The organism is Pantoea sp. UYEF8, from assembly GCF_040546285.1.
Lineage (GTDB): Bacteria > Pseudomonadota > Gammaproteobacteria > Enterobacterales > Enterobacteriaceae > Pantoea > Pantoea brenneri.
This window is the reverse complement of the sequence record NZ_JBEPNM010000012.1, coordinates 90,237-104,028: the sequence shown is the minus strand read 5'-3', so window position 1 is coordinate 104,028 and position 13,792 is coordinate 90,237. Positions and strand designations below refer to the sequence as shown.

The following is a 13,792-nucleotide window of genomic DNA, read 5'->3' as shown; positions in this document are numbered from 1 at the left end:
TAAGCAGACCAAAAGGTATGACCAATATTCGCATTGGCGAAAGCAGGACAGAGTGCGGATTAACTGTTTGATCTACTGGAGAATAGGGCAGGGTAAGTGGCAGGGCGAGCAGAAAGGGCGGTTGAACGGTCGCGTGAGGCCCGATCCACCGCCCTGTTATCAGAGTTCCTGTTCAAACAGGTTAAGAATCGCCCCGTGCAGCTGCTTAACCGTAAAGTCGCGCGCGCGGGTGATAAAGATGGTGTCATCGCCAGCGATGGTGCCGAGGATGCCTTCCGATTTACCCAGTGAGTCGAGCAGGCGCGCAATCAGCTGCGCAGCGCCTGGGCTGGTATGAATCACCACTAGCGCATCATTGTAATCGATGTCGAGAACCAGGTTTTTTAACGGGCTGGTGGTGGTCGGCACGCCAAGCTCGGCGGGCAAGCAGTAAACCATCTCCATCTTGGCATTGCGGGTGCGTACCGCGCCAAACTTGGTCAGCATACGAGAAACCTTTGACTGGTTAATGTTCTCGAAGCCTTCATCCTGGAGCGCCTGAACGATTTCGCCCTGGGAACTGAATTTTTCTTCTTTTAATAAGGCTTTGAAAGCCTTGATCAGATCGTCTTGTTTCGATGGGTTTCGCATAGGTTACCAATAAATAGAGGGAATAACCGCACATCCGCCCGCGGCAGAGTGGTGATTATGCATTTAAATGCATTTTTATGCAATCGGTTGATTGATGAGCAGGGTTCGGGCGGCTAGCGGGCGGCGATAATAGCAAAGAAATCGTCTCAGACCAAAACCCCTGTCACAGCACCGAAAGGCGAAAGTTGCAAAGTTGTTATATTATTGGTGGTGTAGTAACAGAAAACGCACGTAGCCGTTCTCTGTCTGCCGACGGCAAAGTTGTCGGTCATTCAGGTATTAAGATGATATGTAACTTTTGAATCCGGAGATCACGTGTGAAAATACGTAGAATTAACAACGGATACGCGTCATCACCTGAGCTGTTGATTAAGGTCTGACACAGATGGAATTCCGGCTCTTCTCTGCCCCACCTTAATAAGGAGTTAAGAATGAAAGTTGCCGTACTCGGTGCCGCTGGCGGCATAGGCCAGGCGCTCGCACTTCTACTCAAAACCCAGCTTCCCGCAGGTTCAGAACTTTCACTGTATGACATCGCGCCGGTAACGCCGGGCGTTGCCGTCGATCTCAGCCATATTCCTACTGCGGTGGCTATCAAGGGATTTAGTGGAGAAGACGCCACGCCAGCATTGCAGGGTGCCGATGTGGTACTGATCTCCGCCGGTGTGGCACGTAAGCCCGGTATGGACCGCGCCGACCTGTTCAACGTTAACGCTGGCATTGTGCGCAACCTGATTGATCAGGTGGCGACCACCGCGCCAAAAGCGTTAATCGGCGTGATCACCAACCCGGTCAATACCACGGTGGCGATTGCGGCTGAAGTCCTGAAAAAACACGGCGTCTACGACAAAAATCGGCTGTTCGGTGTTACCACGCTGGATATCATTCGCGCCAATACTTTTGTCGCGGCGTTAAAAGGCAAGCAACCGGGTGAGATTGAGGTACCGGTTATCGGCGGCCATTCCGGCGTGACCATCCTGCCGCTGTTGTCGCAGGTGCCAGGCGTCAGCTTCAGCGAGCAGGAAGTGGCTGATCTCACTAAACGCATCCAGAATGCCGGGACCGAAGTGGTAGAGGCCAAAGCCGGTGGCGGTTCTGCTACGCTGTCGATGGGACAGGCTGCGGCACGCTTCGGTTTATCGCTGGTACGGGCGCTTAACGGCGAGGCCAACGTGGTGGAGTGTGCTTATGTTGAAGGGGACGGCGAATATGCGCGTTTCTTCTCACAGCCGCTGCTGTTGGGCAAAAATGGCATTGCCGAACGCAAATCGATTGGTAGCCTGAGCCCATTCGAGCAGCAGGCGCTGAACGGTATGCTGGAGACGCTGAAGAAAGATATTGAGCAGGGCGAAACGTTCGTGAAGCAGTAATCACCGCGTAAACCCAACAACGCCCGGCTAAGCCGGGCGTTGTCGTTTACAGGCCGCCCGATTTATAGGCGCGTGCGGCCGGTGCCCCATTGCTGGCCGGCAGCTTCTTGCCCAGTGTTTCCATCCGCATCTGGAATGGCGGGAACGGCATCTCAATGCCGTGCTGCTCAAATCCGCTCAGAATCAGCTGATGCAGTTCGTGACGCAGCGGCATGCGATGTCCCATCTCTGCTGCATGCACGCGCAGTTCAAACAGCTGGATCCCCTGCTGTAAATCGACCAGGAACGCCTCAGGCGGCGGCGTATCCAGTACATAGCTGCAGCGTTCAGCAGCCTGTTTCAGGATGGTGGTCACCTGTTCACTGCTCACCTTCGCTGGCGCAGGAATGGTCAGCACCACGCGCGTCACCGAATCTGACAGCGACCAGTTAACGAACTGCTCGGTGATAAAGGCCTTATTCGGCACGATGATCTCTTTGCGGTCCCAGTCGGTAATAGTCGTAGCGCGCGTATTGATGCGGGTAATGCTGCCGGTCAGCTCGCGAATGGTGACGGTATCGCCGATGCGAATCGGTTTCTCAAACAGGATGATCAGACCCGAGATAAAGTTGGCGAAAATTTCCTGCAAACCAAAACCCAGTCCGACACCCAGCGCGGCCACCAGCCATTGCAACTTCGACCACTCAATGCCGATCAGCGAGAAGCCAATCAGCCCGCCAATCAGCAACAGCAGATATTTGGTCAGCGTGGTGATGGCGTAGCCGGTACCGGGCGTCAGGTTAAGGTGCTGCAGCAGTGCCAGCTCCAGCAGCGCCGGCATATTACGCACCAGCTGAGTAGTGATAATAAACACCAGAATCGCGATTAGCACCGACCCCAGCGTGATCGGCTGAATAGACTCCACGCCCTGCACCGAGGTGCTGACATCCCACAGCTGAATATTCTCCAGAAAGCCGAACGCGGAGTGAATCTCCGACCACAGTACGATCACCGACACCAGCGCAATCAGCGTCAGGATTGAGCGCACCAGCCGCAGTGACTGGGCACTGATGGCATCCAGATCGATTACCGGCTCTTCGATTTCAATCGCGTCGGTATTTTGTGCGCCTTGCTCTTTCTCTTCTTCGCTGCGCGCACGGTTAGCCAGCATGTCAGCACGACGCTGACGGGCGCGGTCAAAGCCGAGACGACGACGCTGAATCAACATCCAGCGGCGGATGATGTGATAGATCACCAGCAGCAGGAACCAGATGGCTACCGAGGTTTCCAGCCTTGCCAGCAAAGCCTGTGCCGTCGCCAGGTAACCGATCGCCGAGGCGAGGGCTGCCATCAGCGGCATGGCGATCATCAGGTTCCACAACATGCGGTTGACCATGTTGTCGCCGTTGCCCTCTTTATCCAGATAGAGCGGAATACCGGCGCGTTTCAGGCTGACGGTGACGATGCTGATCGCGCCGCAGATCAGAATGAAGCAGAGACGTCCCAGTGACGAGGAGAACTGGCGATCTTCCAGATTGCTGAAGGCGATTAACAGCATGATCAGCGGCACAATCAGCCCGATACTCAGGGAGTAATAGCGCATGGCGCGCGCCACGCGATTCTGCGGCCAGCGGAAATGAACGATAAACAGACCGTTGGGGCGGGCAAAGGCGGCGCTAATCATAAAGGCCCACAGCAGGGGCAGCGTAGCGGTAATCCCGTCACCAATGGCGACCGCAATCGGGTAGGGCCAGGCGTTCTGCAAACCATAACCCAGCGTCCCCCACAACACCGGCAGCGGCAGCGCCACCAGAATCGACCAGAAAACGGTACGGATGGTCAGCCGGAAGCGATCCTGCGTCACTTTGCCGACTTTACTGGCGGAGCGCTCAAGGAAGGCATTGAAGTGACGCCGTGAGCTGATGCTAAAGCCGACCAGCAGCAGGGCGGCAATGATCGGCAGCACGGTGCTGCGGCTGGTAAACATCATTGCCATCGCTTTGCCGAGCTGGCCCAGCGTATCCAGCGACAGCAGGCGCGACAGATCCTTAGCCAGATCGAGCGGGTAACTCAGGCCGATCGGGCTGACGTCGGCGGTCCAGAACAGATAACGGTGGGTGGCATCTTTCACTTCGGTCAGCGCATCCTGCAGCTGTGTATTGCCGACCTTCAGCTTGGTGATCTCCAGGATCAAGGTATCGCAACCGGAGATCAGCGAATTAAGCAGTTCGCGCTGGGTACGAAGCTGGGCATCAAGGATGCGCTTCTGCTCGCTGGTATAGGGCTGGCCATCGGCCTGGTGACCCTTACGAAGCGCCTCCTGGCGCTCCAGCAGATCTTCATAAGAGAGACGCTGAACCCGTAACTGGGCCATCTCATTATCAATCTGCTGAGACTTCGGCATTTCCGGCAGGCGCGCCACCTGGGCGCGCAACGCTTCGCCCAGCAGATTGGAGGCACCCAGCCACTGGGACTGCTCGCGCAGGGTAGAGAGCGCCTGACGCACCTGAATAATTTGATTGGTGGCCAGCCGCTGCTGCGACGCCACCAGATCCATCCGCTGCGCCTGCTGATTCAGGGCGACGGAGAGATCGCGGTTAATGCGGAATTGATCGCTGATTGCCGGTGGCAAATCACCACTGTTTTCGGCCAGCTGTTCGGTACGCGCCAGCGCCAGTTCGGCTTCACGCTGACGTTGATCGTTGAGCTGATTGCGCAGTGCCTGCAGATAGTTATCCAGCTGGGCAGCCTTACGCTGGTGCACTTCGGCCCGCATCCGCGCCAGTTCCTGACGATTGTTGGCGGAGAGTTGCGCCAGTTCCAGCTCATCGACGCGCGCTTTATTGGCGGCATTTTCCGCCTGACGCGCCGCCAGTTGTAGCTGGCCCTGCGGCGAAGTGCTGTTGCTGGCACCCTGCAAACGACGCTCACTCTCGGTCATAGCGCGGCGTGCTTCGGTCTGCTGCTGCGGCAACTGCGACAGTGAGTCACTGATCTCGCGCGCCCGATCCTGCTCCTGCTGCGCCTGGCGACCCTCTTCCAGCAGCTGGCTGCTGACCTGCAGAATCTCCTGATCCAGTTCGGCGCTGCTCATGTTGCTGCGCACGGTTTTCGCGCTGTCGCCCATCGTGGCGATCTGCTGGCGTAACTCGCGTGCCAGACGCGGAAAATCGTCAATAACCTGCTGGTATTGCGCGGCGCGCTCCAGCGAGTCATCACGTTCAGAGAGGAAGTTTAACGCTGCTTCAATCGACTGGATTTGTTCCGCCTGGGCCGGTGAGCTTTTGGCAGCTTTAGTCTCTTCCAGTTGCTGTTTAAGCTGGCTGGCGTCAGGCAGGCTGGCCGCAAGGGCCGGGCTGCTGAGCCACAGGCTCAGCAGCAGGAGGAGAATCGAACGCACAGGAGATACTCAACTTAGTCGACGATAACGTCGGAAACGTCTGTTGCTACCGGCAGGGCAATTGCCAGCGGTTGACCCAGACGGGTTTTGCTCTCAGCTTCGAGGCTTTCAGCCAGTTTAACCCGGCCAGGTGCGAACAGGTTGATAACGGTTGAGCCCAGCTTAAAGCGGCCCATTTCCTGGCCTTTCAGCAGCACCACCGCCCCTTCATCATCGGCCGCCGGATAATGCCAGCGCTTAATTACCCCTTCACGCGGCGGCGTAATGGTACCGGCCCACACCGTCTCGATGCTGCCGACAATGGTGGCACCGACCAGAATCTGCACCATCGGTCCGATATCGGTTTCGAAATAGCAGATAACGCGCTCGTTACGGGCAAACAGGTTAGGAATATTGCGCGCGGTCAGCGGATTAACCGAGTAGAGATCGCCAGGTACGTAAATCATCTCACGCAGGATGCCGTTGCACGGCATATGCACCCGGTGATAGTCGCGCGGTGCCAGATAGGTGGTCACGAACTCGCCGTCGACAAAGCGGGCGGCCATCTGCTCATTACCGGCCAGCAGGGCTTCAAGCGTGTAGTGATGACCTTTCGCCTGGAAAATCTGGTCGCCATCAATGTGGCCGAGCTGGCTGATTGCGCCATCAGCGGGCAGGGCGATCAGGTTGGCGTCAGCATCCACCGGACGCGCATCGTCTTTTAACGGACGGACGAAGAAGTCGTTAAAGGTGCGATAGCTGGCGGTGTCAGGCTTGCGCGCTTCCGCCATGTCGACTTTGTAAAACCAGACAAAGATGTCAATGACCAGTTTGGTCAACCAACCACCGCGGCGACTGGCGCCCCAACCGGCGAGTTCAGTCAGCCATTTCTTCGGGAGAATATGATTCAAGCCGAGTTTCAAACGATCAAACACCTTAGCCTCCTGGCTATTTTCATGACGTTGATAAAAAAGGGAGCGGATTGTAGCAGCGCCCCGGTCAGATAGCGACTATAGCCGATTTATGGCGCGCGGCGAATCATCGGCCGCAGGCCGATCCGCGCGTGGCACTGTGGCCCGGCGACCCTTTGCTGTAGGTCGCGCCGCGCGGCGGATGAAACTCTGAGGTCAGGACGCGGTTATACCGGTTAACTATCGCCGTCAGGGAAATTTTTACGCGTTTTTACCTGCGCCATGCTTTCCAGAATGCGGTGGTAGTTATCAAAACGGGAAACGTTGATTTTACCTTGCTCTACCGCTTCACGGATCGCACAGCCGGGATCGCTGCCATGCTTACAGTCACGGAATTTGCAATCGCCGAGGTAGGCCCGAAATTCGACAAATCCACGGGTGATTTGTTCCGGTTCAAGGTGCCATAAACCGAACTCACGTACCCCTGGCGAATCGATCACATCGCCGCCGTGCGGGAAGTGGTACAAGCGCGAGGCGGTGGTGGTGTGCTGGCCCAGTCCGGAGCCATCCGACACTTCATTGGTCAGAATGGCGACCTGCTCCTCTTTATCGAGGCCGAGCAGAGCATTCAGCAGGCTGGATTTGCCGACGCCAGACTGGCCGGCGAAGATGCTGACGCGGTCAGTTAACGCCGCTTCCAGCTCATCAAGGCCGTTTTTCGCCCGGCTGGAAACCATCACCACCCGATAACCAATCTCGCGATAAATATCCATCTGCTGATCAACAAAAGCGCGCGCCTTATCATCCAGCAGATCGGTTTTGTTCAGCACCAGCAGCGGTTCGATATCCAGCGTTTCGCTGGCGACCAGATAGCGGTCGATGATGTTAAGCGACAGTTCCGGCAGGATCGCCGACACGATAATGATCTGATCGATATTGGCGGCGATCGGTTTCACGCCGTCATAAAAATCGGGACGGGTTAACACGCTGGTGCGTTCATGTACCGCCTCGACAATGCCTTTACCGCCGCTCAGCGCCGGACGCCACATCACGCGGTCGCCGGTTACCAGCGAGCGGATCGTGCGGCGAATATTGCAGCGGTGGGCGACGCCTGCGCTGTCCTCGACATCGGCGTGCATGCCAAAACGGCTGACAACGACCCCATCTGCATTTTCACCAAACAGATTATCATCCGCATCCGGACGCTCTCTGCGTTGGTTGAGACGGCGATCGTGGTTAGCGCTTACGCGACGTTGTTGGCCCTTCGACAGTTTATTTTTGCTCACTCACCCTCACAGCGTTAGCCAGATTTCGCCCGGCTGGGCAAAACGTCTATGATACACCTTATTCATCCTGAATGACGACTACAGCAACCGCAGGAAACAGCATGGCTACTGGAAATGAACAGAATCTGATCTGGATTGATCTTGAGATGACCGGACTGGATCCGGAGCGCGATCGTATTATTGAGATTGCCACCCTGGTAACGGACGCCAGTTTAAACATCCTGGCGGAAGGCCCGGTGATGGCGGTGCACCAGTCCGATGCGCAACTGGCGCTGATGGATGACTGGAATGTTCGCACCCATACCAACAGCGGATTGGTGGAGCGGGTGAAGGCGAGCCAGATTGACGATCGGGCGGCGGAGCAGGCGACCATTGCCTTCCTGCAGCAGTGGGTACCGGCCAACACCTCGCCGATTTGCGGTAATAGCATTGGTCAGGATCGGCGTTTCCTGTTCAAATACATGCCTGAGCTGGAAGCCTACTTCCACTATCGTTATCTGGACGTCAGCACGCTGAAAGAGCTGGCGCGCCGCTGGAAGCCCGATATCCTGCCCGGCTTTAAAAAGAGCGGTTCGCACCAGGCGCTGGATGACATCCGCGAGTCAGTGGCGGAGCTGGCTTACTACCGTGAGCACTTCTTGCAGCTTTAATCGACAACGGGTGCGCAGGAAATCGACAGATTGCTGCTTTAATCGGCAATCGCGCTGAAAGCGCAAAATTTTGCTTTCAGAGGCTTGCAGCAGCAACGATTTCTCGTATAATGCGCACCCCGTACCGGTGAAGAATTTATTAACGGTACAAGGCGCGGGAATAGCTCAGTTGGTAGAGCACGACCTTGCCAAGGTCGGGGTCGCGAGTTCGAGTCTCGTTTCCCGCTCCAGATTTAATTAGCAGTACCCTCTTTGCGGGAATAGCTCAGTTGGTAGAGCACGACCTTGCCAAGGTCGGGGTCGCGAGTTCGAGTCTCGTTTCCCGCTCCAGATTTTTTAGCAGTGCCCTTCTATGCGGGAATAGCTCAGTTGGTAGAGCACGACCTTGCCAAGGTCGGGGTCGCGAGTTCGAGTCTCGTTTCCCGCTCCAGTTTTACGTCAGACCCTATTAAGTAATTATCAGGTTATTAATTGTTGCGGGCCCGGATAGTTTCCAGAAGGTTATCCACAGCGCTGCATGCCCTCATTTACGCCTTATTCCCCGATCTGTAAAATGCTTTTGAACAGAGTTATCCACAGCTTTATCTGTTAACCGAAGCGATAGACTCATTATTAAATAAACACAACTTTTCAGTAAATAGTTGATAATTAACAATATGAAAATATTTCAGATTGTTATTTACCTGCGTTATCAGCCTTATGGCAGTTGAATGACAACGGCTTTTTATTTTTATTCACAGCATGTGGAAAACGCGATTCTGCCGGCTGGCTGTACACTCATGCATCACGCGGTAATCCCTTCTCGACTGCACGAACCAGGCGCTTTTGCTGTGCGGGCTGCACGTCGATAACCACCTGCTGACGCTTATCCTGCTGCCGGGCGATGGCCCACCGGATATGTTCATCCAGCAAATCACTCTCACCCAGCCGCTGCTCCAGCACCGGAATAATCTCCGGTGACCAGGGCGCATTACCCAGCGCCACGGCGATATTGCGCAGCCAGCGTAAATGACCGATGCGCCGAATCGCCGATCCCTCCGTAATACGCAGAAACTTTGCTTCATCCCATTGAAACAGATCGATCAGTTCGGGCGCATGCAGGGCGGCGCGCGGCGAAAAGTCACTTTCATCGCTGAGCTGCCCGTAACGATTCCACGGACAGATCAGCTGACAATCGTCACAGCCATAAATCCGGTTGCCCATCAGCGGACGAAATTCTTCCGGAATGGCCCCTTCGAGTTCGATAGTGAGGTAGGAGATGCAGCGCCGCGCATCGACCACATAGGGTTCAACGATGGCGTTGGTCGGGCAGATAGTCAGGCAGGCGACGCAGCGTCCACACTGCTCCGGCTGAGGCGTATCCACCGGCAGCGGCAGATCGATCAGCAGCTCGCCGAGGAAAAACCATGAACCCGCCTCGCGATTAAGAATCAAAGAGTGTTTACCGGTCCAGCCCAGTCCGGCTTTGGCCGCCAGCGGGCGCTCAAGCAGCGGGGCGGAGTCAACAAACGGCCGGAAATTAAGCTCACCGCAATGCTGCTGGATCATTTCTCCGAGCTTTTTCAGTCGATTGCGCAATACTTTGTGGTAATCACGACCAAGTGCATAACGGCTGACATAGCCCAGCCGGGGATTTTTCAGCGTACTGGCAAAAGCCGCTTTGGCCGGCAGGTAGTTCATGCGAACGCTGATGACGCGCAGCGTACCGGGTAGCAGTTCATGCGGACGCGCCCGCATCATACCGTGGCGCGCCATCCACTCCATCTCGCCATGATATTGCTTGTCCAGCCACGCCTGAAGACGCGGCTCTTCCGCACTCAGATCGGTATCGGTGATGCCGACCTGCTGAAAGCCGAGATCCAATCCCCACTGTTTAATCTGTTGTGCGAGTTGATGAAGATCGAGAGGGTATGACATGAGTGACCAGGGTTCGAAGAAAAACAGCCGCAGTTTACCATATTCTGTCTGGCCTGCGCAGGCTGTGGCGCAGCTGGAGCGTGAAGGCGCTGATGCGCTCGGCATCACCTTATATGAACTGATGCTGCGCGCCGGACAGGCAGCCTATGAACATCTTAACGCCTGCTGGCCTGACGCCCGACACTGGCTAATCCTGTGTGGTCATGGCAATAACGGCGGCGATGGCTACGTGGTGGCCCGTCTGGGGCAGGCGGCGGGCCGGCAGGTCACTCTGCTGGCCTGTGACTGTGAGAAACCGCTGCCCGAGGAGGCGCAACGTGCCCGCGACGCCTGGCTGGATGCGGGCGGCGAAATTCATGCCGCCGATGCCGCCTGGCCAGAGCAGGTCGGGGTCATCGTCGATGCGCTGCTGGGAACCGGCATTAATCGCGCGCCGGGCGAACCTTACCGCACCCTGATTCAGCAGGCGAATGCCCATGCTGCGCCGATCCTTGCTATCGACATGCCTTCCGGCTTAGTCGCCAGCACCGGCAGTGCGCCCGGCGAGGTGATACAGGCCACGCACACCCTGAGCGTGGTGGCGCTTAAGCCGGGCCAGATTACCGGCAAAGCGCGGGACTTTATCGGCGAGCTGTTCTATGCCGATCTCGGCCTGCAGGCTTTTCTGGCAGCGGAAACCGCTCCGATGACGCGCTATGATGCCAGCGCGCTTGCACAGTGGCTCAGACCGCGTAAGCCGACCTCGCATAAAGGCGATCACGGTCGCCTGCTGGTGGTGGGCGGTGATGCCGGTACCGCCGGCGCGGTTCGGATGACGGCAGAAGCAGCGCTACGCAGCGGCAGCGGGTTAGTGCGAGTACTTACTCACAAGGATAATATTATCCCGATCCTGACGGCGCGGCCGGAAATCATGGTCGATGAACTAACCGATGAACAGCTCAGCGCGGCCCTGGAATGGGCGGATGTGATTGCGATTGGACCGGGCCTTGGGCAGCGGGATTGGGGCAAGCGGGCGCTGGAACGGGTCGCGGAATGCGAAAAGCCGATGCTTTGGGATGCGGATGCACTTAACCTGCTGGCAATCAGTGCAGAGAAACGTCAGAATCGCATCATTACGCCGCATCCTGGCGAAGCGGCGCGCTTGCTCAACATCAAGACCAGTGAAGTTGAGAGTGACCGCTTACATGCAGCGCAGAGCTTAGCCCAGCGCTACGGCGGCGTGGTGGTACTGAAAGGTGCCGGAACCCTGATCGCCAGCGAGCAGGGTGAAATGGCGTTTGCCGATGTAGGCAATGCCGGTATGGCCTCCGGCGGCATGGGCGATCTCCTGAGTGGGATTATCGCTTCGCTGGTGGGCCAGAAACTGGCGCTGTTTGATGCTGCCTGTGCCGGCTGCGTCGCGCACGGCGCCGCAGCCGATGCGGTGGCGGCACAACGTGGCACGCGCGGTATGCTGGCAACTGATTTACTTGAGCTGCTGTGGCAATTTGTTAATCCTGAGATGAATCAAGAAGCATGAAGACCTGTGTTATTTCTTTGCCCGATGAGGCGGCTACGCTCGGTTTGGGCGCTCAACTGGCGCGTGCCTGTGGCAACGCGGCGGTCATTTATCTCTATGGCGATCTGGGGGCGGGTAAAACCACCTTCAGCCGCGGCTTTCTGCAGGCGCTGGGACATCAGGGCAACGTAAAAAGCCCAACCTACACGCTGGTCGAGCCTTACACCCTGGGTGAGCGCTCACTTTATCATTTTGATCTCTATCGGCTGGCCGACCCGGAAGAGCTGGAATTTATGGGCATCCGCGACTATTTCAGCGGTGACGCCATCTGTCTGGTTGAATGGCCACAGCAGGGCGAAGGGTTTCTGCCGCCGCCCGATCTCTCCTTAACGCTGCGCTACGTCGATGATGCGCGTGAAGCAGAGCTGGCGGCCCATACGCCGCTGGCAGAGCAGTGGATTGCATCACTCGCACAACACAGGGACCCGGCATGAAGTCACGGATGAAATTAGCCTTAGTGACCCTGCTTTTGCTGGTCTGCGCGCCGCTGTTTGCGGCCACCCTGTCTGATATCAAAGTCGCCAACGGCGATAGCCAGGCCACGGTGACCCTGAGCTTTGCCGGGCAGCCAGTGTATGGTTTCTTCCCGCTACGCAACCCGGACCGGGTGGTGCTGGACGTGCGCCAGAGCGGAGTGGTGCAGGGACTGCCGCTGAACTTCAGCGGAGAAAACATTGTAAAGCGCATCCGGACCAGCACGCCGAAAGACAAACAGAGCGTACGGTTGGTGTTTGAGCTGACGCAGCCGGGCAAAACCCGGGCGGTGACGCAGCGTAACGGCAGCAGCTACAGCGTGGTGTTTACCATTACCGGCTCACGGCCGGCCGTAACCCGCCCGACGCCGACGCCCGATCCTGCGCCGGTCCGCGCCCCGGTTCAGAGCGCAGCCGCCGCGAACCCGTTTAACGCCAATCCAGTCACCGCCGTCACCAGCACAGCCAGCACGGTACGTCCGGGCAGCGCGGTCAGCCGCAACGACACGGTGATCGTGGCGATTGATGCCGGACACGGCGGTCAGGACCCCGGCGCTATCGGACAGCGCGGGCTGAAAGAGAAGAATGTCACCATCGCTATCGCCCGTAAGCTGCGGGTGTTACTGAATAACGATCCGATGTTCAAAGGCGTACTGACCCGTGATGGCGACTATTTTATTTCGGTGATGGGCCGTTCTGACGTGGCGCGTAAAGCGAATGCCAACGTGCTGGTCTCAATTCACGCCGATGCCGCGCCAAGCCATGCGGCGACCGGTGCGTCGGTCTGGGTGCTGTCGAACCGTCGCGCCAACAGTGAAATGGCTAACTGGCTGGAGCAGAAAGAGAAACAGTCTGAACTGCTGGGCGGCGCAGGCGATCTGCTGGCGAACAGTCAGGCGGACCCTTATCTCAGCCAGGCGGTGCTCGACCTGCAGTTTGGTCATTCACAGCGTGTCGGTTATGACATTGCCCAGCGCGTGTTGCAGCAATTACGCGGCGTCACTTCGCTGCATAAACGCTTACCAGAGCATGCCAGCCTTGGCGTGCTGCGTTCGCCGGATATTCCTTCGCTGTTAGTGGAAACCGGTTTTATCAGTAATTCCTCGGAGGAGCGACTGCTTGGCAGTAGCGCACACCAGGATAAGATTGCGCAGTCGATCTATAAAGGTCTGCGCACTTATTTCCTGGCGCACCCGCTGCAATCCATCCCAAAGGAGGAAAACCGGCCGCTGGGCTCGTCGCCAGCGGTTAGCGTCGCCAGCAACCCGGCGACCGGCGTGACGCAATATACCGGTGCCACTCAGCGCCACACGGTGACGCGCGGCGAGACGCTGTCTGGCATCGCCGCGAAGTATGGCGTCAGCATGGCCACCCTGCGTGAGATGAATACGCTGAAGCGCGATGTGGTATGGGTTGGGCAACGCCTTAAAGTCCCTGCCAGCGCTGCCGTCAGCCGGACCACGCGAGCCACCACGCGCGGTGTGGTCCGTCATAAAGTGGTACGTGGCGACTCGCTGACCGGCATTGCCGCCCACTACGGCGTCAGCCCGAAGGCGATAATGCAGACCAATAATCTGAAGTCGACCAACGTAATGTTGGGGCAGAACCTGAAAATTCCTGCATCCTGAATGTTTGCCCG

The 13,792-nt window shown here is 57.3% G+C and carries 10 protein-coding genes and 3 tRNA genes; 8 read left to right on the top strand and 5 right to left on the bottom strand.

Annotated features, from left to right (window positions below; translation table 11 throughout):
* Window positions 1–159: 159 nt before the first annotated feature.
* Window positions 160–630, bottom strand: a complete 471-nt coding sequence (gene argR / locus ABIB18_RS19425; RefSeq protein WP_031375110.1) for a transcriptional regulator ArgR — start codon at window positions 628–630, stop codon at window positions 160–162.
* A 431-nt stretch (window positions 631–1,061) separates the two neighbouring features.
* Here argR and mdh point away from each other — a divergent pair, with 431 nt between their 5' ends.
* Window positions 1,062–2,000: a malate dehydrogenase gene (mdh, locus tag ABIB18_RS19420; RefSeq protein WP_069729029.1), complete on the top strand. Its 939-nt coding sequence runs from the start codon at window positions 1,062–1,064 to the stop codon at window positions 1,998–2,000.
* Window positions 2,001–2,046: 46 nt separating this feature from the next.
* Here mdh and mscM read toward each other — a convergent pair whose 3' ends face one another.
* The 3 genes from mscM to rsgA all read right to left on the bottom strand — a co-directional run bounded on the left by mscM (window position 2,047) and on the right by rsgA (window position 7,555).
* The gene (mscM, locus tag ABIB18_RS19415) at window positions 2,047–5,379 is read right to left on the bottom strand and encodes a miniconductance mechanosensitive channel MscM (RefSeq protein WP_046289274.1); all 3,333 of its coding nucleotides are present in this window, start codon (window positions 5,377–5,379) and stop codon (window positions 2,047–2,049) included.
* 14 nt (window positions 5,380–5,393) lie between these two features.
* Window positions 5,394–6,293, bottom strand: a complete 900-nt coding sequence (asd, locus tag ABIB18_RS19410; protein WP_031375108.1) for an archaetidylserine decarboxylase — start codon at window positions 6,291–6,293, stop codon at window positions 5,394–5,396.
* 212 nt (window positions 6,294–6,505) lie between these two features.
* The gene (gene rsgA, locus ABIB18_RS19405; protein ID WP_354475311.1) at window positions 6,506–7,555 is read right to left on the bottom strand and encodes a small ribosomal subunit biogenesis GTPase RsgA; all 1,050 of its coding nucleotides are present in this window, start codon (window positions 7,553–7,555) and stop codon (window positions 6,506–6,508) included.
* A gap of 101 nt (window positions 7,556–7,656) precedes the next feature.
* Here rsgA and orn point away from each other — a divergent pair, with 101 nt between their 5' ends.
* From orn to ABIB18_RS19385, 4 genes are all read left to right on the top strand, one after another.
* Window positions 7,657–8,205 carry an oligoribonuclease gene (orn, locus tag ABIB18_RS19400; protein ID WP_031375106.1) on the top strand — a complete coding sequence of 183 codons (549 nt, stop codon included), beginning with the start codon at window positions 7,657–7,659 and terminating at the stop codon, window positions 8,203–8,205.
* 154 nt (window positions 8,206–8,359) lie between these two features.
* A tRNA-Gly gene (locus ABIB18_RS19395) sits at window positions 8,360–8,435 on the top strand.
* 24 nt (window positions 8,436–8,459) lie between these two features.
* Window positions 8,460–8,535: transfer RNA gene (locus tag ABIB18_RS19390), tRNA-Gly, on the top strand.
* A gap of 24 nt (window positions 8,536–8,559) precedes the next feature.
* Window positions 8,560–8,635 (top strand) — tRNA-Gly (locus tag ABIB18_RS19385).
* Between the two features lie 347 nt (window positions 8,636–8,982).
* Here the strand turns inward: ABIB18_RS19385 and queG are convergent.
* Window positions 8,983–10,122, bottom strand: coding sequence for a tRNA epoxyqueuosine(34) reductase QueG (gene queG, locus ABIB18_RS19380; RefSeq protein ID WP_279810022.1), 1,140 nt, complete (start codon window positions 10,120–10,122; stop codon window positions 8,983–8,985).
* Here queG and nnr point away from each other — a divergent pair.
* Genes nnr through amiB form a run of 3 tightly spaced genes read left to right on the top strand, consistent with a single transcriptional unit; the run spans window position 10,121 to window position 13,781 of the window.
* Window positions 10,121–11,641 carry a bifunctional ADP-dependent NAD(P)H-hydrate dehydratase/NAD(P)H-hydrate epimerase gene (gene nnr / locus ABIB18_RS19375; protein WP_354475309.1) on the top strand — a complete coding sequence of 507 codons (1,521 nt, stop codon included), beginning with the start codon at window positions 10,121–10,123 and terminating at the stop codon, window positions 11,639–11,641. The genes queG and nnr overlap by 2 nt on opposite strands.
* Window positions 11,638–12,114, top strand: a complete 477-nt coding sequence (gene tsaE / locus ABIB18_RS19370; protein ID WP_031377856.1) for a tRNA (adenosine(37)-N6)-threonylcarbamoyltransferase complex ATPase subunit type 1 TsaE — start codon at window positions 11,638–11,640, stop codon at window positions 12,112–12,114. Before nnr ends, tsaE begins: the two co-directional genes overlap by 4 nt.
* The gene (amiB, locus tag ABIB18_RS19365) at window positions 12,111–13,781 is read left to right on the top strand and encodes an N-acetylmuramoyl-L-alanine amidase AmiB (protein ID WP_069729033.1); all 1,671 of its coding nucleotides are present in this window, start codon (window positions 12,111–12,113) and stop codon (window positions 13,779–13,781) included. The genes tsaE and amiB overlap by 4 nt, the downstream gene beginning before the upstream one ends.
* Window positions 13,782–13,792: the final 11 nt, after the last annotated feature.